The organism is Streptomyces sp. Z423-1 (assembly GCF_013009255.1).
In the GTDB taxonomy this organism is placed as follows: domain Bacteria; phylum Actinomycetota; class Actinomycetes; order Streptomycetales; family Streptomycetaceae; genus Streptomyces; species Streptomyces gossypiisoli.
Genome location: NZ_CP053109.1, coordinates 7,490,336 through 7,509,567, shown reverse-complemented (window position 1 = coordinate 7,509,567; position 19,232 = coordinate 7,490,336). Strand labels below are relative to the sequence as shown.

The window sequence follows — 19,232 nt, the reverse complement described above, 5'->3', positions numbered from 1 at the left end:
CACCACTGACAGTCGAATCGTGACGGCCGCCACAGACATACCGGCAGCGATGAGGAACTCTCGCCGAAATGGTCTACCTCCGTGAGAACACGGAACCCGGTAGGCACTGAAGGAGGCAGCCATGCGCCGAGTCACAGTGCACAAGCCCCCGCGGAAGACGGAAGCCCGCCGACTCCGCGAGGAGACCGACGAGCCCACCTACGAACGCCGGCCCGAGGTGCGCAAGGACATCGCCCGCATCTGGTGGCCGGCTCACTGATCCGGTGCTCGCGACACGTACCTACCTCAGCGCAGTCTGAGCGCTCCCTTAAAGGGACCATAAGGATCTCCCTCGACCGCCTCCAGCAGGCGATTTCGCGGTTTCTTGGGGCTAGCTTCTGAACGCCCCCCACGGGATCACCCCCGGGATCCACCCAAGATCACCCCGGGATCCACCCAAGAGACCGCTACGAGGAGTTCCCCCATGCCCGCACGCCGCAAGGCCGCCGCCGTCGCCGCCGTCGCCGCCGTCGGCATCGCCCCGCTCGCCCTGACCGCGCTGTCCGCCGCGCCCGCGTCCGCGCACGGCTCGATGGGCGACCCGGTCAGCCGGGTCGCCCAGTGCTACGCGGAGGGCCCGGAGAGCCCCACGTCGGACGCGTGCAAGGCGGCGGTCGCGGCGGGCGGTACCCAGGCGCTGTACGACTGGAACGGCGTCCGCATCGGCGACGCGGCCGGGCAGCACCGGACGCTCATCCCGGACGGCAAGCTGTGCAGCGCGAACAACGAGGCGTTCAAAGGCCTCGACCTGGCCCGCGCCGACTGGCCCGCGACATCGGTGAGCAGTGGGTCGTACACCTTCAAGTACCGCGTGACCGCCCCACACAAGGGCACCTTCACGGTCTATCTCACCAAGCCCGGTTACGACCCCGCCCAGCCGCTCGGCTGGGATGACCTGGACCTGGCGAACCCGGTGGCGACGGCCACCGACCCGGCCGCGTCGGGCGGTTTCTACACCTTCTCCGGCAGCCTCCCCGAGCGCTCCGGCAAGCATGTCCTGTACGCGATCTGGCAGCGCTCGGACAGCCCCGAGGCCTTCTACTCCTGCTCGGACGTCACCTTCGGCAGCAACGGCGGCAACGGCGGAAACGGCAGCGGAAGCAGCTCCGGCGACAACGCCGGTGACAGCGGCAGCAACGTCAGCGACAGCAGCGACGACAGCAGCAGCGGCAACAACGGCTCCGCGGCACCCGTTTCCGCCCCCACCGCCTCCGCCCCCACCGACGAGCAGATCGAGGCCGCCGCCGAGCACTCCACCATCGAGAACCACGGCCACGGCGACAACGACCCCGGCACGTCCGCCGCCCCGGACGCCCCCACCGCCAACCGGCCGAAGGCCGCGGCCGCCGGAACGTCCGAGAACCTCGCCGAGACCGGCGGCGACAGCAGCACCACGTACCTCGCCGTCGGCGGCGCGGCCGCGCTCGCGCTCGGCTCGGCGGCCCTGTTCGCGTCGGTGCGCCGACGCGCGGCGAGCGGCGGCCGGCACGGCCGCTGACCCAGGGTTCCGGGGTCTGACCGGCGGCTCAGGCCGGTCAGACCCCGGCGACGCTCAACTGAACACCGACGCACAGGTGGTCGGCCTGGCCCGCGCCGGATCGAGGGCGTTGGCGACCTCGTGGAAGGCGATCCGGTCGAACAGCCCGATCGCCAGATGCTCGGAGAAGTCGACCGGACACAGATCCTGGAGCAGCACGTTGCGCACGTCCGGTCCATCCAGGTACTGACTCCGATACGGCGTGACCACCTGGTCGTACTTGGTGGCGATGACCGTGTAGCGCACGCCGGGCACGGTGTCGCCGCCCGCGTTGAGCTTGGTGAGGAAGGCGGATCCGGCGATCTGGTCGGCGAGGGCCGGGGTGGCGGTGGAGAGCAGGTCCTCGGCGCCCGGGAAGTACGGCAGCAGGCGGGTGAGGCCGGACAGGGTCGTGCCGTGGTTGTCGGGGGCGATGCCGACGAGGGCGTTCACCTCGGCCGCTCCGCCGAGGAACTTGAGGTAGTAACGGGGCATCATGCCGCCCTGCGAGTGCCCGACGAGGTCGGCCTCGGCGGCGCCGGTCGCGGCGAGCACCTTGTCGACGAACGCGTCGAGTTGTCCGGCCGACTTCTCGATGGGGCCGAGGCCGTGGAAGAACGGGACGCCGGGCAGCTGGCCGTAGTCGAGGGAGAAGACGCAGTAGCCGCGCTTCATCAGATACGGGGCGAGTCCCAGCCAGTTGTCGACGGAGTTGCCGAACGTGCCGTGGACCAGGACGACGGGGCGGGGATGGGCGGCGGACGGCCGGCAGGAGTAGTTGTTCCAGCCGCTGCTGGGAGCGGCGGTGGCCGCCTGGGCGGTGGTGGCGGCGGGGAGGGTGGCGATCGCGGCGGTCAGCAGCAGCGCGATCACGGGTCTGAGCACTCGTTTCCAGGGCAGCATCGGGTGATCTCCTTGCGGCTCAAGGGAGGTGCGATGGCCTTGCGCCCTGTGATCCGGATCACGAGGATGCTGTTCACTCGTCAAGTTACGGATGGGTAGTTCAAGGGGGAAGTTACGCGTCAGTAAAAACTTCCAGTGATAACCGGCCAGAAGCGGTCACCAGGAGGGCCGGATGGGCATGCCCCCCCTCGGCCAACTGAACAACGCGCAAAGGCCCTACGCCGCCAACGACCCCGGAATCACCGCCCGCGGCCCGAACTTCGCCCGCGCGCGGTCCGCGACCTCCTCGATCCGGCGGACCTTCTCGTCCACGGGGTCGAAGGTCAGCTGGTGGGAGGCCTGCTCGGCGGGCGTGAGCCCCTCCGCGCGCAGGGCGATCGCGCGGACCCGGGCACGCTGGAGGCCGAGCGCCTCGTACATCCCGTACGCCGCACGCGTCAGCGCCGGCGAGTGCGCGGTCGGTTCCTTCAGGGTGCGGCTGCGGGTGGTCGAGGACCGGTCGGCGTAGCGGACGGTGAGGGTCAGGGTGCGGCAGACCTTCTCCACGGCGCGCAGCCGGGTGCCCAGTTCCTCGGCGGCGGAGAGCAGCGCGCGGCGGTGCCGCTCGGGGTCCAGTTCGTCGCGCGGGAAGGGCCGTTCGGCGGCCAGCGAACGGGAGACGGCGTTCGGGACCACCCGGCCGCGGTCGACGCCGTTCGCCTTCTCGTGCAGCTCGCGGCCCGCCTTCGCGCCGATCAGCCGCTGGAGCGTGGACAGCGGCGCGGTGGCGACCCGGCCGAGGGTGTCGAGGCCGTACTCGCACAGCGTGCGGGCGGTCGCGGCCCCGACGCCGGGCAGTACGGCGACGGGCTTGTCGGCGAGGAACTCCGCGATGGCGTCCGGCTCCTCGGGCACCACGCAGGTCACCCCGGGCTCGGCATACCGCAGCGCCACCCGGGCCAGCATCGGGCCGGGCCCGGCGCCGATCGCGCAGTCGACCCCGTGGTGGGCGAGCGCCCGGACCCTGATCACCGACGCCAGCTCCACGGCGCTGCGCCCGAAGTACCGCTCGGCGCCCCGCAGATCGGCCAGCGCACCGTCCGGCGGCAACGCCTCGACGACCGGCGTGAAGTCCTCCAGCAACCCCAGCAGCCGGGGCAGCGCCGCCTCGTACATCGGCGGCAGCTGGAAACGTACGCAGAGGATGGTCATCCCGCACTCCCCGGACTCTGGTGCCACAACTTCCTTGCCTTCGCAGGCCCTTGTGAGGCCTCTTCGCCCGCAGGACGCAGATCGGCCCACGGATGCATCTCGTATCCGGTGGGCATACGGATCCGCCGCCCGTGCGTCGGATCACCCCCGGAACCGCCCGAGCCGTCCGCCCCACTCGAGCCGTCCGGACCGTCCGCCCCCTCCGGCACAGGCTCCGGGGGCCGCCCCGGCTCCGCTCGCTCCGCCCCCGGCACCCGCTCCGCCAGCCGCGCCGCCACCACGTCGAGCCCGCCCTCCGCGCGCAGCTCGACCAGCTCGGCGAGGTTCCAGGCGGCGGACCCCACCACGCTGAGGCTGCGCGGCCCGCGCCGCTGCACCACCCCGCGCACCAGCAGCAGCCAGGAGTGGAAGACGGTGTGCGCGCAGGCGTCGTGCGAGTCGTCGAAGAAGGCGAGGTCGACCAGGCCCGTACCGTCGTCCAGCGTGGTGAAGATGACCCGCTTGCCGGACCGGATCGGCGGCGTCTGCGTGGCCGCCTTGGCGCCCGCGACCAGCACCGTCTCGCCGTGCCGGGCGTCGCGCAGCCGCCGCGCCGACACCACGCCCAGCTCGTCGAGGAAGGCGCGGTAGTCGTCCATCAGATTGCGTGAGGCGTCCATGGACAGCACGCCCAGCTCGGCGCTGAGCCGCTCCGCCGCGGACAGGTCGGGCAGCCCGGCCGGGGCGGTCTTCCGCCCGCCGGACAGCGGGAGTTGACCGCCGCCGCCACTGCGCGCACCCCGGTGCAGCTCAGTCAGATGCAGTTGCAGATCACGGCGGTTGGCGCCGAAGGAGTCCAGGGCACCGACCTGGGCCAGCCGCTGCGCCAGCGGCCGGCTGGGCCGCGCCCGCTCCCAGAAGTCCACCAGCGAGGCGTACGGCTGCCCGTCCGCGACCCGCGTCGCCTCGGCCTCGCTGATCCCGTGCACGTCGGAGAGGGCCAACCGGAGTCCCCACACCCCGGATTCAGACACCAGTTCGATCCTGTGTGCGACCCCCGACGTATTCACATCCAATGGCAGGATCGGCACCCCCCGCCGCCGCGCGTCCGCCAGCAGCAACCGCTTCGGGTACATCCCGGGGTCGTGCGTCAGCAACCCGGCATAGAAGGCGGCGGGGTGATGCGCCTTCAGCCACGCCGACTGGTACGTCGGTACGGCGAAGGCGACCGCGTGCGCCTTGCAGAAGCCGTACGAACCGAACGCCTCGACGATCTCCCAGGTGCGCTGAATCGTTTCCGCGTCGTACCCGCGCGCCGCCGCGTGCTGGGCGAACCACACCTTGATCCGCCCCTGCGACTCCGGATCGGACAGCCCGCGCCGCACCCGGTCCGCCTCGGCGCGCCCGCAGCCGGTCAGGATGTCGACGATGTGGATGATCTGCTCGTGGAAGACGACGACCCCGTACGTCTCCCTCAGCGGCCCCTCCAGGTCGGGGTGCGGATAGCGGACCGGGGCCCGCCCGTGCCGGGCCGCGATGAACGGCCGCACCATGTCGGCGGCGACCGGACCGGGCCGGAAGAGCGAGATGTCGACGACCAGATCGTGGAAGGTGGCCGGCTGCAGCCGCCCGACCAGGTCCCGCTGCCCCGGCGACTCGATCTGGAAGCAGCCCAGCGTCTCGGTGGAGCGGATGAGGCGGTACGTCGCCGGATCGCCGTCCCGCAGCGCGTCCAGGTCGATCCGCTCCCCCGTCGCCCGCTCCACCTCGGCGACCGCGTGCGCCATCGCCGACTGCATCCGCACCCCGAGCACGTCCAGCTTGAGCAGCCCGAGGTCCTCGACGTCGTCCTTGTCGAACTGCGACATGGGGAACCCCTCGCCGCTGGTCGGCATGACCGGCGTACGGGAGAGAAGGGAGGCGTCGGACAGGAGCACCCCGCACGGATGCATGGCGACCCCGCGCGGGAGCGCGTCCAGGGCCTCGACCAGCTCCCACAGTTTCCCGTAACGCTCCCTCTCCCCCGCCAGCTGCCTGAGCTCGGGCAGCTCGTCGAGGGCGGCGCGGGCGTCGCGCGCGCGGATGTGCGGGAAGGACTTGGCGATGCGGTCGATGTCGGCGGGGTCCATGGACAGGGCGGCGCCGACGTCCCGGATGGCGTGCCGGACGCGGTACGTCTCCGGCATCGCGACCGTCGCGACCCGCTCGGCGCCGAACCGGCCGATGATCGCCCGGTAGACCTCCAGGCGGCGTGCGGACTCCACGTCGATGTCGATGTCGGGCAGCACCAGACGGCGCTTGGACAGGAAGCGCTCCATCAGCAGCCCGTGCTCGACCGGGTCGGCGTGCGCGATGCCGAGCAGGTGGTTGACGAGGGAGCCCGCGCCGGAGCCGCGGGCGGCGACCCGGACGCCCATCCTCTTCACGTCGTCGACGACCTGGGCGACCGTGAGGAAGTAGGAGGCGAAGCCGTGGTGGGCGATGATGTCCAGCTCGTCGTGCATCCGCTCCCAGTAGTCGCGCCGGTCGGCGTAGCCGTGCAGCACCATCCCCGCCGCCGCCCGGGATGCGAGCACGCGCTGTGCGCTGCGCCGGTCCGCGCCGACGAGATGCGGCTCGGGGAAGTGCACGGTGCCGATGCCGAGGTCGTCCTCGGGGTCGACCAGGCACTCGGCGGCGGTCGCCTGCGTCTGCTCCAGCAGCCGGTGGGCGGTGTCCCGCCGGAAGCCGGCGGCTTCGACGACCCGCTCCGCCACCCCGAGCATGGCACCCGCGTTCTTCAGCCAGGCCTCGCCGGAGTCCAGCTCCTTGGTCGGGTCGATCGGGACCAGGCGGCGGGCGGCGTCCAGTACGTCGGCGACCGGGCCCATGCCGGGGTCGGCGTACCGGACGGCGTTGCTGAGCACGGGCCGGATCCGCTGCTCGGCGGCGAAGCCGACGGTACGGGCGGCCAGGCGCAGGGAGCCGGGGCCGGTGCCGTTGCGGCCGTGCCAGACGGCCTCCAGGCGCAGGGCATCGCCGTGGATCTCCCGCCAGGGGGCGAGGAGCTTCGCGGCGCGGTCCGGGCGGCCCGCGGCGAGGGCGCGGCCGACGTCGGAGTCGGGGCCGAGCAGGACGGTGAGGCCGTCGGCGTGGTGGGCGGACCAGGGCAGCAGGGGCGTGCCCTCGCTCTCATGGGCCGCCGTGACGATTCGGCACAGGTCGGCCCAGCCGCGGGCGCCATCCCGGGCGAGGAAGGTCACGCGCGGTGTCGACTCGTCGATGAAGGCACCGCCGCGCACGGGGGTGCGGCGGCGCCGGTCCTGCCGTACGCGGTCGGGCTCGGGCTCCGCCACCGCCAGCTCCGCCCCGAACAGTGGACGGACGCCCGCCTTCGCGCAGGCCTTGGCGAAGCGGACGGTGCCGGCGAGGGTGTCGCGGTCGGTGAGCGCGAGGGCGTCCATGCCCCGCTCGGAGGCGCGCTCGGCCAGCCGCTCCGGGTGCGAGGCGCCGTAGCGCAGGGAGAACCCGGAGACGGTGTGCAGATGCGTGAAGCCCGGCACACGCACCTCCCGCACTCGCGAGCCCCTACCGGCTCTCGAACATCAGTTCCAACTCTCCCACCCCCACCATAGACCAATTCCCGAACGTCTGTGCGACATCGACTCGGGCAAGCCCCACCTGCACAAACGCGCCCCAGCAGCATGTGAGCGACGGATCTGCACGCCGGGCAAAGGGGCGCGGGGAACTGCGCGACAAGCCCACGACGCCCCGCAGCGCACCCCACAGAGCAACCACCCACGGCGAACGCGAAAGTCCCGCCCCTCACACAAGGGGCGGGACTTCACAAGAGCACAAGCACAGCTGCGCTCCGGAATCAGCCGATCTGCGTCCCGGTCGCCGACAGCGCCTCGGTCACCGGCTGGAAGAACGTCTCCCCGCCGGACGTGCAGTCACCGCTGCCACCGGAGGTGAGGCCGATCGCGTTGCTGCCGGAGAACAGCGCGCCGCCGCTGTCCCCGGGCTCGGCGCAGACGTCGGTCTGGATGAGGCCGTCGACGATGTCGCCGTTGCCGTAGTTCACGGTGGCGTCCAGGCCGGTGACCGTGCCGGAGTGCACCTGCGTGGTCGAACCGCTCCGGGTGACCCGCATACCGACGGTCGCCTCGGCCGCGCCCGTGATCTGCTGTGCCGAGCCGTTGTAGAGGTTGACCTCGCTCGGGTGGTCCACGTCGGCGGTGTACTTGACGAGGCCGTAGTCGTCGCCCGGGAAGCTGGAGTCCGCGTTCTCGCCGACGACGTTGCCGGACGAGTCGGACCAGGTGGAGACGGACTCGGTGCAGTGACCGGCGGTCAGGAAGAACGGCTCGCCGCCCTTGACCACGTTGAAGCCGAGCGAGCAGCGCCCGCCGCCACCGGTGATCGCGTCACCACCGGCGATGAAGGGCTTGAACTCCCCCTTCGTCCGCTGGAGTTCGGCCGTGCCGCCGAGCCCTTCGACGACCTGGGTCAGCTTCTTCCACTCGGCCGCGGAGACAGTGCGGTCGGCGGTCACCACGACCTTGTTGGTGGTCGGGTCGGTCACCCAGGCGGTGCCGGGGATGGTCGCGTCCTGCTTGAGGGTGGTGCGCGCGCTCTTCAGCTCGGCGAGGGAGTTCTCGACGATTCTCGCCTTGGCGCCGGCCTCCTCGACCAGCTGGGCGGCGGCCTCGTCGAGCACGTTCACCACGAGGCTCTTCGCCTTAGGGGTCCTTGCAGAAAGATCTTCTTGTGGCACGGTGGACATGGACGTGATCCCGTGCTTTGTGGGGGTGACCATGACGCGGCGGAAGCCGTGGGAGGTCAGCGACGAACTGTGGGCGGTGATCGAGCCGCTGCTGCCGAAGCATGAGCGGCGGTTCCGGTACCCGGGGCGCAAGCGCATCGATGACCGCAAGACGCTCCAGGGCGTGCTGTTCGTCCTGTACACCGGTATCCAATGGGAGTACTTGCCGCAGGAGTTGGGGTTCGGCTCGGGTCCTACCTGCTGGCGTCGGCTGGCCGAATGGCAGGAGGCCGGAGTGTGGGAGAAACTCCAGCGGGTGCTGCTGGACCGGCTGCGGGCGGCGGACCGCCTGGACTTCTCCCGCGTCACCGTTGACGCCTCGCACGTGCCGGCCAAGCGGGGGCGAAGCAGCCCAAAAGTCGGCCCGAGTCCGGTTGACCGTGCACGGCCGGGCTCGAAGCACCACGTGCTGACCGACGCGCACGGCACCCCGCTGCGGGTATCGCACACCGGCGGACACCGCAACGACATCACGCAGCTCCTGCCGCTGGTCGACGGCGTGCCGCCGGTGCGGGGCAAGCGGGGCCGGCCCCGGCGCAAGCCCCGCGCGCTGTATGCCGACCGTGGCTACGACCACGACAGCTACCGCCGCCGTCTACGCGAGCGCGGCATCGTCCCGAAGATCGCCCGGCGCGGACAGCCACACGGCTCGGGCCTGGGCCGTGCGCGATGGGTTGCCGAGTCCGCCATCGCCTGGCTCCACGGCCCTCGCCGCTTACGGACCCGCTGGGAAACCCGAGACGACATGCATGACGCCTTCCTTCAGCTCGCACACTGCATGACCCTCGCCCGCAAGCATCCGGCTTTCTGAAAGGACCCCTTAGCGTCGTAGTACGTTCCCGCCGCGTCGGCGCCGAGGTCCCGGTCGAGCGTCGAGGCGAGCTTTCCGGCCGCCAGGGCCGACAGCGTCTTGAGCTCCGGGGCGTCCGGGGCCTCGCTGGCGTTCGCACTCTGGAAGGTCACTCCCGCGGCGACCAGTGCGGCGATGCCCGCACCTGCCACGGCGGCCCGCCGCTTGGATATGCGTCGGTGCTTCAACTCACGTCCTCCTGTGGGGGGTCGATCCGGGAGGTAGTGGGGACCTCGCGGATCAGAAGGTCTGTGGACTGGGCGCCCACTATTCCGAGACCCGCAGGGAGCACACAAGGTCGACTTCAGGACGCGTGTACGGCAAGTGGCGTGCGCCCCTTACGCCTTGCGCAACCTTGACTGTCCACGGTCACCATGGCGATCTTCGCACTGCAAACACCACATGCGAGCAACCGGTATGCGGTACGTGAGGTCTAGTCCTGTCTTGAAATCGCCCCACAGGGCCGGATCCGGCCGGGCTCAGCACAAGGACGAGCCCCCGCACGCCAGTTGCGTGCGGGGGCTCGCTTGATGCGCCGAGTGCACCAATGCGCGCTGCGCTCAGTACACGCTCACGCCATACGCGCTCAGCGCCTCGGTGACGGGCTGGAAGAACGTCGTACCACCGAAGGTGCAGTTGCCACTGCCGCCGGAGGTGAGACCGTACGCGACGCCGTTGCTGCCGTAGAGCGGGCCGCCCGAGTCGCCGGGCTCGGCGCAGACGTTGGTCTGGATCATGCCGCGGACGATATCACCGCCGCCGTAGTTGACGGTGGCGTTGAGAGCGGTGACCCGGCCGGTGTGGGTACCGGTCGTGGAGCCGTCGCGGATGACATTGGTGCCCACGCTCGGGGTGGCCGCACTGGTGATGTCCACGCCGCCCGCGGTACCGGGCTTGGAGATGGACGTGTTGGTGTACCGGACGATCCCGTAGTCGTTGCCCGGGAAGCTCGAACCGGCGGTCGGGCCGAGGACCGTGGTGCGACCCGAGTTGGCGTACCAGGTGCCCGCGCCGTCGGTGCAGTGACCGGCGGTCAGGAAGTACGACGTGCCGCTGCTGCTGCGGACGTTGAAGCCGAGGGAACAGCGCCAGCTACTCGCATAGATGGCGTCGCCGCCCTCGATCAGCTTGTTGAACTTGCCCGGGGTGCGCTTGATCGTCAGGGCGTCGGCGTTGGCACCGGCCGCCTTCTTGATCTTCGCGAGCTCGGCCGCGGAGACCGTGCTGTCGACGGTGAGCAGCACGCGGTTGGTCTTGCTGTCGACGGCCCAGGCGGTGCCCGGGACGTCGGCCTTGAGCACCGAGTCGCTGGCGCTCTTCAGCTCGTTGGCGCTGAACGTGGTGACGTCGGACGCGTTCGCGCTGGGGACCGCGAACGCGGCTGCGGCCACGAGGCCGGTGGAAACGGCGATCAGCCGGGTCCGTCTCGTACCGCTGCGGGGGGTGGTGCGCTTGATCCTCACTTTGTCGTTCCTCCACATGGGAAGTCGGGGGCCCGCGTGGGGTCGGGGCCCGTGAGGCGCAGTCAGTGGCATCGTTGTCCGGATTCCGAACCCGCCGTGCCCCTGACAAGCGCTGAGGGGGAGTATTCGGCCGCACGACGGGCGGGCGCAAGGGCGCCTTTCGGCCGTCAACTTTTGAACCAGCTGTACGGAATGGCCGCCCCCGCCCCGCCCTGCACCCCGTCAGGTTCCCCGGGCGGCGCGAAGGGGCAGACCCAGCTGGACCGAACACCACCCATGCGTCCGCCGCGATCCCGTCACTGTCGGCCGTCCACGACCCGGGGATGTCCGGAAGTCGCCCCTCCGGATGCTCGTCGAGCCAGTACGTGCCCGTGAGCGCGAGCGGCCCATAAGGCCCGGACACCGCCGCGAGCCGCCGCTCGTGCCACCGTCCCGTCAGCAGTTGCACCCGCAGTCGCACCCGTCGCACCCACAGTTGTCGCAGCAGTCACAGCAATTGCAGCACCCGTCACAACCGCAGTCGCCGCAGTCGCAGTTGCCGCACGGCGCTTCCTTCCGCTCCCGCGTCCACGGGTCCTCGTACGTGCCGCAGCACAACTGACACGTACAGGCCAGCCCCAGCCACACGGCACACCCCGCGAGCAGCCCGCGCCGGTCGCGGCGCGGTGGCCCGGGCGGCAGCGGCGCACCGGGCCCGGCCGGTCCCCCGGGCGGCGCGTAGGGCCCGGCGAGGTCGGCCCGGTGCCCGCAGGAGGCGGTGCCGAAGGCGCGGTCGACCGAGGCGGGCAGCTCATGCACGAGCAGCCGGTGCGCCAGCCGCCCGTCCGAGAACTCCACCTCCCGCAGCGCGAGCCGGATCCCGTGCACGGCGTCGTCGGCGAGCCGCCGGGCCTCGGTGAGCGAGGTGCCCGTGGCGGTGAGGGGGTTCCAGGCACCCGACGCCGCGTCGGCTTCCCGGTCCTCCACGGCGTCCAGCAGATGCGCCAGCCGCCCGAACAGCCGCCCGGCCTCGGCGAGCGGCTCGGCGTTGCCCGGCCGCCCGGCCAGTACGGCGGTGTGCGCGAAGGCGGCGGCGGTCGCTGTCTCGGTCGGCTCGGTGACGACCAGGATCGGCGTACCGGGCCCGGCGAGCGCCTCGATGCCGGCCTGCCGGTCCACGGCGTCGACCAGCACCGCCGTGTCGAAACCGACGCCCGCCCCGCCACGAGCCCCCGCGCGCCCCCAGCGGTCCGCGACCCGGCGCGCGGCGAGCGCCACGGGCCTGCGGGCCAGCAGCCCGTCACCGTCGGCCACATGGTCGCGCACCTTCGCCGAGGCGAGCACGAGCGAGACGGCGGCCGCCAGCCGTGCCCCCTCGCCCCGCGCGACGGACGCGGTGCGCATCCCGCGCAACGGACACGGTCCGGCCGTACGCCGCCACCCGTCCCGCTCGGTGGGTCCGGCCTGAGCCTCCGTCAGAACGGAGACGAGCAGCCCGTCGTAATTGGTCACCACCCGCGCGAACTGCCCGTGATCGCCGCGCAGCGCGAGACACAGCCCGCACAAGTGCGCCATCCACTCGGTCTTGAGCCGCTCCCCCAGCCGATGCCGGCACGGCCTGACGATTCCGAACACGATGATCCCCCGTGATACGTGCGATGTTGAGCGGCGGCATCGTATCGACGTCGAACGGCTTCGTCGTATCGCCCGATTTTCACATCGGATCGACCGTCGCGGTTCACCCGTACGCCCCGCCGCTCACCCATACGCCAGGAAGAATCATATTTCACTCACAGTCAGCAGCTGTGTGGGGCAACACCCTTGGGGTATCCGGGCTCTCGACGTATCCGCCGTGCACCAGTACCGTCACAAACCCCCCGCGCGGCGTCTATCCACTTGGCGCGCCGTCCGCATCATGGATGACCATAGGGATGCGGAAAGCAGAAGAGACCGCTGTGAGAGGAGGCGTCCATGGGATCGGTGCGCAAGGCGAGTGCGTGGCTCGGCCTCGTCGACGACAACGATGACGAGCGTTACTACGACGACGAGTACACCGAGGGGACCGAGTCCGGCGCCGCCTGGGTCACGGACCCGCGGGTGAAGGTGACCACGGACACGGCCGAGCAGAAGGAGCGCCGGATCGCCACGGTGACCCCGGACAGCTTCCGGGACGCCCGTGCGATCGGCGAGCTGTTCCGGGACGGTGTCCCGGTCATCATGAACCTGACGGCCATGGAGCCCGCCGACGCCAAGCGCGTGGTGGACTTCGCGGCCGGCCTGATCTTCGGGCTGCGCGGTGCGATCGACCGCGTGTCCAACCGGGTGTTCCTGCTGAGCCCCGCCGACACGGAGATCATCAGCGGGGAGCCCGCCGCCCACCGGGCGGACGGTTTCTTCAACCAGAGCTGAGGCAGGGCCGCTCACCGGAAGCCGCCCCCGCGCGCGGGCTACCGGAACGCATCGAGTCCGGTGAGCGCCTTGCCCAGCACGAGCTGGTGCATCTCGACGGTGCCCTCATAGGTGAGCACCGACTCCAGATTGGTCGCGTGCCGCATCACCGGGTACTCCAGTGAGATCCCGTTGGCACCGAGGATCGTCCGGGCCGTACGGCAGATGTCGATGGCCTGTCGTACGTTGTTGAGCTTGCCGAAGCTGACCTGCTCCGGCCGCAGCCGCCCGGCATCCATCCGCCGCCCGAGGTGATGGGCGAGCAGAATCCCCTTGTGCAGTTCGACCGCCATGTCGGCGAGCTTGGCCTGGGTGAGCTGGAATCCCCCGATGGGCCGCCCGAACTGCTCCCGCGTCTTCGCGTAGTCGACGGCGGCCTCGAAACAGGTCCGCGCCGCTCCCATGGCCCCCCACACGATCCCGTACCGCGCGTGCGACAGACAGCTGAGCGGCCCCCGCAGCCCGGTCACCTCCGGCAGTACGGCATCGCCGGGCAACCGCACATCATCGAGCACCAGTTCACTGGTGACACTCGCCCGCAGCGACCACTTGTGCTTGATCTCGGGCGCCGAGAACCCGGGGACGTCGGTGGGCACGACGAACCCACGGATCCCCTCCTCGGTCTGCGCCCACACCACGGCCACCCCGGCGACGGACCCGTTGGTGATCCACATCTTGCGCCCGCTCAGCACCCAGTCGCCGCCGTCCCGCTTGGCGTACGTCCGCATGGAGGCCGGGTCGGACCCGTGGTCGGGCTCGGTCAGCCCGAAGCACCCGATGACGTCCCCGGCGGCCATGGCCGGCAGCCACCGCTGCTTCTGCTCCTCGGAGCCGAACCGGTGCAGGGCGTACATGGCCAGCGACCCCTGCACGGACACCAGCGACCGGATCCCGGAGTCGGCGGCCTCCAGCTCCAGACAGGCGAGCCCGTACTGCACGGCGGTGGCCCCCGCGCACCCGTACCCGCTGAGCGACATCCCGAGGGCCCCGATCCCCCCGAGTTCCTTGGCCAGCTCCCGGATCCCCGGCAGCTCCCCCGCCTCGTACCACTCGGCGACGAACGGCAGCACCCGATCCGCCGCCCAGCTGCGCACGGTGTCCCGGACGGCCAGGTCCTCGGGCTCCAGCAGGTCGTCGATCCCGAGCGGATCCGACGGATCGAAGGGGGGCAACTTCGGGGACACGGGCATCCTCCGGGCAACTCAAACTAGCACCGCTAGTCACGGACTGGGGGTGACGTTACGACGCGGGGAGTCGCGGGGCAACCACCCGCAAGCCGCCAACGGCGATCAACCCCGGTGGGCGACGTCCACCTCTGAACGGAGTTGCACGGGTGGTGCGTGGGTGGAAGACCCGACGCCGGCACGAGGCGACGGCACCTCGACAGCCACGTCAGCATCACACTGCATCGCTCGAGGCAACCGCAGAGCCATAACGGCCCCCAGCAGCAACAACCCCGCACTCACCAGCAACGTCACATGCAGCCCATGCACAAAGCAGTCCCGAGCCGCCCGCCGCAGGGCCACCCCCGCGGACCCTCCGAGCTTCCCGGCCACGTCATACGCCTCCCCCAGCGAATGCCCCGCGGCCGCCGACGCCGACGCCGGAACACCGGGCACGGAGGACAACCCGGGCGCATAGGCCGCGTTCATCACCGTCCCCAGCAGCGCGATCCCGATCCCCGCCCCCAGCTGATACGACGTCTCCCCGATCGCCGCCGCACCCCCCGCCTGCTCCGACGGCGCCTCGCTCAGCATGGACTCGTACGCCCCGAACAGCGTCGTCTCCAGCCCGAACCCCAGCAGCACGAACCCGGTCAGCATCAACGGCGCGTTGTCCTCCCGCCCCAGCGCCGTGAGCAGCACCACCGCCAACGCGGTCAGACAGAACCCCGCACAGACCATCCGCCGCGGCCCGAACCGCCGCAGCATCCGCGCCCCGAACAGCCCCGCCGCCATCGCCGCCACCGTCAGCGGCAGTAGCCTGAGCCCCGTCTCCAACGGCGACAGCCCCAGCACCAGCTGCAGATACTGCGCCGCGATCAGCTCCAGCCCCACCAGGGCGAGCATCGCCAGCACGATGCACCCGACCGACGTACTGAACGCAGGCCGCGCGAACATCCGCAGGTCCACCAGGGGATGCTTGCGCCGCCGCTGCCGCCGTACGAACAGCGCGAGCAGCGCCGCACCCACCAGGAGCGGCACCACGGTGAGCATGCTGTCGGCCGGCTCCCCGCCGCCCAGCCGCTTCACCCCGAGGACCACCCCGAACAGCCCGGCCGCTGCCATCAGCGCACCGACCACATCCCACGGCCCGTCCCCGCTGCCCGTCGACTCGGGCAGCAGAAGTCGCCCCACCGGCAGGCTGACCAGCATCAACGGGATGTTGACGAGGAACACCGACCCCCACCAGAAGTGCTCCAGCAGGAAGCCGCCGAGCAGCGGCCCGACCGCCGCGCCGACCGCGGCCACCGCACTCCAGACACCGATCGCCAGCGCCCGCTCACGCCGGTCCGGGAAGACCTGCCGCAGGATCGACAGCGTCGCGGGCATGATCATCGCGCCGCCGACACCGAGCAGCGCCCGCGCCAGGATCAGCACCTGCGGGCCCTCGGCTACGGCCGCCATGGCGGAGGCGACGCCGAACAGGGCGTAGCCGAGCAGCAGGATCCGTCTGCGGCCCACCCGGTCACCGAGGGTGCCGAAGAGAATCAGCAGCGAGGCGCAGACGAGCGGGTAGGTGTCGACGATCCAGAGCAGTTCTATCGCGCTGGGCTTGAGGTCCTCGGTGACGGCGGGCACCGCCACGTGCAGCACGGTCGCGTCGACCGCGACCAGCAGCAGGCTGGTGCAGAGGACGACGAGAACGACCCAGCGGTTGGCACCGGCCCCGGCCGCCCGACGGCGCAGCCCGACGGCAGCCGTGGTCGTCCCGGACATGTACGTACCTCCCAGATGTTCCCTCGCGCTCGGCGGGCTCGCGGGAGCGGGGACCTCCCGCGACTCGGCCGGAGAGGAGCGGTGGTCTCCGGCCCGCGCAACGAATGGCGAGTGACACGTCAGCGTACGCGAGTCGGCGCCGGGGTCACGTGGCGGGCCTCTCATACGAATGACGGAACAGTGTGGCGTGCGCCACTGCCCTCCCCTTCCACCACGCCGGGACCGGCGGCCCGGTTCCGCACGCCGTCGATAATCGAGCCCGTGACCGATCTTGAAACACGCGTGGCGCCCCCGGGACTCAGGGGGGCGGCCCCGGCCCTGCTCGGGTACGCGGCCGTCCGCGCCCTCGGCCTGCTCGTGCTGGCCGTATGGAGCACCGCGCGCGACAAGAGCGCGTACACACTGCTGACCGCCCGCTGGGACTCGCTCTGGTACACCCGGGTCGCCGAGCTGGGCTACGGCTACGAGGTGCGCCTGCCGAACGGCGACGTGCATTCCAACCTCGCCTTCTTCCCGCTGCTGCCCTGGCTGGAGCGGCTGCTGCACAAGGTGACCCCGCTGTCGTACGCCGACGCGGGCTTCGTCGTCAGCCTGCTCGCCTCGCTCGCCGCGGCCTGGGGGATCTTCGCGGTCGCCGACCATGTCTACGGGCGGCGGGTGGGCGTCTGCGCGGTGCTGCTGTGGGCCGTGCTCCCGGTGGGGATCGTGCAGTCGATGGCGTACAGCGAGTCCCTGTTCACCGCGCTCGCCGCCTGGTCGCTGTACGCGGTCCTCACCGGCCGCTGGCTCACCGCGGGCACGCTGGCGCTGCTGGCGGGCCTGACCCGGCCCGTGGGGCTCGCGGTGGTCGCGGCGGTGTGGGCGGCCGGCATCACCACCTTCACCGGCATCACCACCTTCATACGGGACCGAAACACTGCTCCATTCGCGCACCACCGCAGCAAGACGCCCACCCCCGGCGCGCGCCCGGCCGAACACGCCCTCTCCCCCACCCGGCCCCTGCCCCATGACGGCGCACCGGTCTGGCGGCGCGCCCTCGGCATGCTCTTCGCGCCCCTCGGCGCCGCCGGCTACGTCCTGTGGGTCGGCCACCACACCGGCCGGGGCCCGCTCGGCTATCTCGACGTCCAGGCGGGCTGGCGCAACGGCTTCGACGGCGGGTACGCCTTCGCCCGCTTCGTCGCCGAAAAGTTCACGTCGTTCCCGTCGGCCCTGGCCGGCCTGGGGCTGGTCGCCGGGGTGGCCCTGGTGATCTGGCTGTACGTCATCTGCGTACGGCAGCGTCAGCCGCTCCCGCTGCTGGTGTACGCGGGGGCCGTCACCGCCCTCGCACTGTGCGCGTCGAGCTACTTCGGCTCGAAACCGCGCCTGCTGCTCCCGGCGTTCCCGCTGCTGCTGCCCCTCGCGATCGCCCTCGCCCGGCTGCGCACCACCACGTCCGCACTGGTCGTCGGCGGGGTCGCGATGGCGTCGGCGGTGTACGGGGCGTTCTGGCTGAACGGCTCCGGTCCGCCGTAAGCCTGCGGGGAATTCCACCGGATGAACGGGTGAACGATTCCTCAAGCGGCCTAAAACACCACCCCTCGAAAGATCAAAGGAATTGAAGGTAAGGGCACCTGCCTATCGCCTGATTCATTGGAAATAAACCCGTTCCTGAGAGCAATCCCACATCACATCGTCATTACAACCCCGGTGATTCGGCGGGTACCTGAGCTCACTCGCTGTAACGTCGATTGCGTGCGTACCGAACCAAAGCTGACCCGGCTCGACCGGATCTTCGCCCGACTGGACCGTGAACCCGAACGGCCGGTCCTCGACGTGCCGCGAATGACGCGGCACCGGGTGGTGCTCTTCGGCGCGACGCTCGCCTTCTACCTCACGATCGTCCTGGCGGTGGTGACCACCTCGTGGCTGGTCCGGTTCGACTGGCAGGCGATGCTCTTCCGGCCGTACCAGCAGTGGCCCGAGATCCACGCCTTCCTGGACTACTGGGTCGTCCTGGGTCAGCGCGGCCCGACCGCCGTGATGGTCGCCGCCTGGCTCGGCTGGCGCTCCTGGCGGCAGCACACCCTGCGGCCGCTGCTGGCCTTCGGCGCGGCACTGCTGTTGCTGAACGTGAGCGTGGGCGCCGTGAAGTACGGCCTGGGCCGCTCGGGCCCGCACTACGCGACCGAGGTCGGCTCCAACGAGATGTGGCACTGGTTCCAAGCCGGCAGTGACATATTTCCTTCGGGACACACCGCGAACGCCGTCGTGACCTGGGGCATCCTCGCCTACCTGGCCACCTCGCCGCGGGCCCGGCGCTGGCTGTCGGCCCTGTCGGCCGTGCTGTCGCTCAGCGTCGGCCTGACCACGGTGTATCTCGGTACGCACTGGCTGAGCGATGTGCTGCTGGGCTGGGCCGCGGGGCTGCTGATCCTGCTGGGGCTGCCGTGGTTCGAGCCGCCGATCGCCCGCGCCGAGGCCTGGCTGCTGGACCTGCGCGACCACTGGCTCGCGGGCGCGAGCCGTACGACGCCGCAGGCCGCGCCGGTACCGGCCGCGACGCCGCTGCCGGTCACGTCGCTGGCGGCCGCCGAGGAGGAGGTGCCGCCGCGCGAGACCGTCTCCCCGTCGGCGGCCCGCGCCCCGCGTGCGCCGGCCTACCTGGCGCCGGGCCCGCACACGACCCGCTCGGAGCGCACGCCGGTCACCCCGGTCGGCAGCCGCCGCCCGCCGTACCCCGAGCGCGCCACCCGCGGCTCGACCCCGGCGGCCCGCCCGCTCACGGGCGGCTGACCAGCACGGACGCACGGCGAAGGCCCCGGTTCCCACATCAGGAACCGGGGCCTTCGCCATGTCTCTTCGGTCAGCCCTTCCAGGCCCGTACCACCGTGCCGTCCTTGACCTCGAAGTTCAGCCGACCCACCCGGTACTCCATCGTGATGATCGTCCCCGGTGCCAGCGAACGCACCGTCGTCCAGCCGTGGCCACGCGCGCGTTCCTCGGCGTCGCCCTGCGGGAGGCCGACGTAGGTCTCGGGATCGTCCTCGGGTTCAGATGTCGAAAACGGTGCCATGCCGCCACGCTAGGCGCTGCGCGGCGGGCGGGGAAGTGGAAGCCGTTCACGGCCGTCACTGAT

General features: G+C 71.2%; 14 protein-coding genes and 2 pseudogenes. 6 read left to right on the top strand and 10 right to left on the bottom strand.

Features of this window, described 5'->3' with window-relative positions; all coding sequences use genetic code 11:
* Window positions 1–121 precede the first annotated feature (121 nt).
* Both HJD23_RS33805 and HJD23_RS33800 read left to right on the top strand, forming a co-directional pair.
* Window positions 122–259: a hypothetical protein gene (locus tag HJD23_RS33805; protein WP_171113173.1), complete on the top strand. Its 138-nt coding sequence runs from the start codon at window positions 122–124 to the stop codon at window positions 257–259.
* 204 nt (window positions 260–463) lie between these two features.
* A complete protein-coding gene (locus HJD23_RS33800; protein ID WP_171113171.1) occupies window positions 464–1,537 on the top strand; it encodes a lytic polysaccharide monooxygenase in 1,074 nt (357 codons plus the stop codon).
* 54 nt (window positions 1,538–1,591) lie between these two features.
* On the opposite strand, the gene HJD23_RS33795 is transcribed toward HJD23_RS33800, so the two are convergent.
* The 4 genes and pseudogenes from HJD23_RS33795 to HJD23_RS33780 all read right to left on the bottom strand — a co-directional run.
* Window positions 1,592–2,458: an alpha/beta fold hydrolase gene (locus HJD23_RS33795; RefSeq protein ID WP_171113169.1), complete on the bottom strand. Its 867-nt coding sequence runs from the start codon at window positions 2,456–2,458 to the stop codon at window positions 1,592–1,594.
* A gap of 216 nt (window positions 2,459–2,674) precedes the next feature.
* Window positions 2,675–3,649, bottom strand: a complete 975-nt coding sequence (locus HJD23_RS33790; protein WP_171113167.1) for a hypothetical protein — start codon at window positions 3,647–3,649, stop codon at window positions 2,675–2,677.
* Window positions 3,646–7,170: a DNA polymerase III subunit alpha gene (locus HJD23_RS33785; RefSeq protein ID WP_171113165.1), complete on the bottom strand. Its 3,525-nt coding sequence runs from the start codon at window positions 7,168–7,170 to the stop codon at window positions 3,646–3,648. The genes HJD23_RS33790 and HJD23_RS33785 overlap by 4 nt, the downstream gene beginning before the upstream one ends.
* 314 nt (window positions 7,171–7,484) lie before the next feature.
* Window positions 7,485–8,351 (bottom strand): annotated as a pseudogene (locus HJD23_RS33780) (S1 family peptidase); the annotation flags it as partial.
* Between the two features lie 73 nt (window positions 8,352–8,424).
* Between HJD23_RS33780 and HJD23_RS33775 the strand changes: the two are divergent.
* Window positions 8,425–9,243 (top strand): IS5 family transposase, encoded by an 819-nt coding sequence (locus HJD23_RS33775; protein ID WP_171133996.1) that lies wholly within the window; start codon window positions 8,425–8,427, stop codon window positions 9,241–9,243.
* 11 nt (window positions 9,244–9,254) lie between these two features.
* On the opposite strand, the pseudogene HJD23_RS33770 reads toward HJD23_RS33775, so the two are convergent.
* The 3 genes and pseudogenes from HJD23_RS33770 to HJD23_RS33760 form a co-directional block, all read right to left on the bottom strand.
* A pseudogene (locus HJD23_RS33770) lies at window positions 9,255–9,578 on the bottom strand (S1 family peptidase); the annotation flags it as partial.
* A gap of 264 nt (window positions 9,579–9,842) precedes the next feature.
* Window positions 9,843–10,745, bottom strand: a complete 903-nt coding sequence (locus HJD23_RS33765) for a S1 family peptidase (RefSeq protein WP_171115756.1) — start codon at window positions 10,743–10,745, stop codon at window positions 9,843–9,845.
* A 435-nt stretch (window positions 10,746–11,180) separates the two neighbouring features.
* Complete coding sequence (locus HJD23_RS33760; protein ID WP_171115758.1) at window positions 11,181–12,359, bottom strand: DUF5685 family protein; 1,179 nt, start codon at window positions 12,357–12,359, stop codon at window positions 11,181–11,183.
* Between the two features lie 336 nt (window positions 12,360–12,695).
* On the opposite strand from HJD23_RS33760, the gene HJD23_RS33755 reads away from it, so the two are divergent.
* Entirely contained in the window at window positions 12,696–13,133 is a 438-nt protein-coding gene (locus HJD23_RS33755; protein ID WP_141311302.1) for a cell division protein SepF, read from the top strand.
* A gap of 38 nt (window positions 13,134–13,171) precedes the next feature.
* Here HJD23_RS33755 and HJD23_RS33750 read toward each other — a convergent pair whose 3' ends face one another.
* Together HJD23_RS33750 and HJD23_RS33745 are read right to left on the bottom strand one after the other, a co-directional pair.
* Window positions 13,172–14,362, bottom strand: coding sequence for an acyl-CoA dehydrogenase family protein (locus HJD23_RS33750; RefSeq protein ID WP_171115760.1), 1,191 nt, complete (start codon window positions 14,360–14,362; stop codon window positions 13,172–13,174).
* A gap of 99 nt (window positions 14,363–14,461) precedes the next feature.
* Complete coding sequence (locus tag HJD23_RS33745) at window positions 14,462–16,111, bottom strand: MFS transporter (protein ID WP_232107637.1); 1,650 nt, start codon at window positions 16,109–16,111, stop codon at window positions 14,462–14,464.
* A 261-nt stretch (window positions 16,112–16,372) separates the two neighbouring features.
* Here HJD23_RS33745 and HJD23_RS33740 point away from each other — a divergent pair, with 261 nt between their 5' ends.
* Window positions 16,373–17,629, top strand: a complete 1,257-nt coding sequence (locus HJD23_RS33740; RefSeq protein ID WP_171115761.1) for a mannosyltransferase family protein — start codon at window positions 16,373–16,375, stop codon at window positions 17,627–17,629.
* Between the two features lie 219 nt (window positions 17,630–17,848).
* Window positions 17,849–18,889 (top strand): phosphatase PAP2 family protein, encoded by a 1,041-nt coding sequence (locus tag HJD23_RS33735; RefSeq protein WP_171115763.1) that lies wholly within the window; start codon window positions 17,849–17,851, stop codon window positions 18,887–18,889.
* Between the two features lie 70 nt (window positions 18,890–18,959).
* Here HJD23_RS33735 and HJD23_RS33730 read toward each other — a convergent pair whose 3' ends face one another.
* Window positions 18,960–19,169: an I78 family peptidase inhibitor gene (locus HJD23_RS33730; RefSeq protein WP_171115765.1), complete on the bottom strand. Its 210-nt coding sequence runs from the start codon at window positions 19,167–19,169 to the stop codon at window positions 18,960–18,962.
* Window positions 19,170–19,232: the final 63 nt, after the last annotated feature.

Bases quoted from the DNA above. Each gene is read 5' to 3' on its own strand.
- HJD23_RS33775 (WP_171133996.1), top strand. From the start codon at position 8,425: ATGACGCGGCGGAAGCCGTGGGAGGTCAGCGACGAACTGTGGGCGGTG.
- HJD23_RS33755 (WP_141311302.1), top strand. From the start codon at position 12,696: ATGGGATCGGTGCGCAAGGCGAGTGCGTGGCTCGGCCTCGTCGACGAC.
- HJD23_RS33805 (WP_171113173.1), top strand. From the start codon at position 122: ATGCGCCGAGTCACAGTGCACAAGCCCCCGCGGAAGACGGAAGCCCGC.
- HJD23_RS33790 (WP_171113167.1), bottom strand. From the start codon at position 3,649: ATGACCATCCTCTGCGTACGTTTCCAGCTGCCGCCGATGTACGAGGCG.
- HJD23_RS33800 (WP_171113171.1), top strand. From the start codon at position 464: ATGCCCGCACGCCGCAAGGCCGCCGCCGTCGCCGCCGTCGCCGCCGTC.
- HJD23_RS33730 (WP_171115765.1), bottom strand. From the start codon at position 19,169: ATGGCACCGTTTTCGACATCTGAACCCGAGGACGATCCCGAGACCTAC.
- HJD23_RS33750 (WP_171115760.1), bottom strand. From the start codon at position 14,362: ATGCCCGTGTCCCCGAAGTTGCCCCCCTTCGATCCGTCGGATCCGCTC.
- HJD23_RS33745 (WP_232107637.1), bottom strand. From the start codon at position 16,111: ATGTCCGGGACGACCACGGCTGCCGTCGGGCTGCGCCGTCGGGCGGCC.
- HJD23_RS33795 (WP_171113169.1), bottom strand. From the start codon at position 2,458: ATGCTGCCCTGGAAACGAGTGCTCAGACCCGTGATCGCGCTGCTGCTG.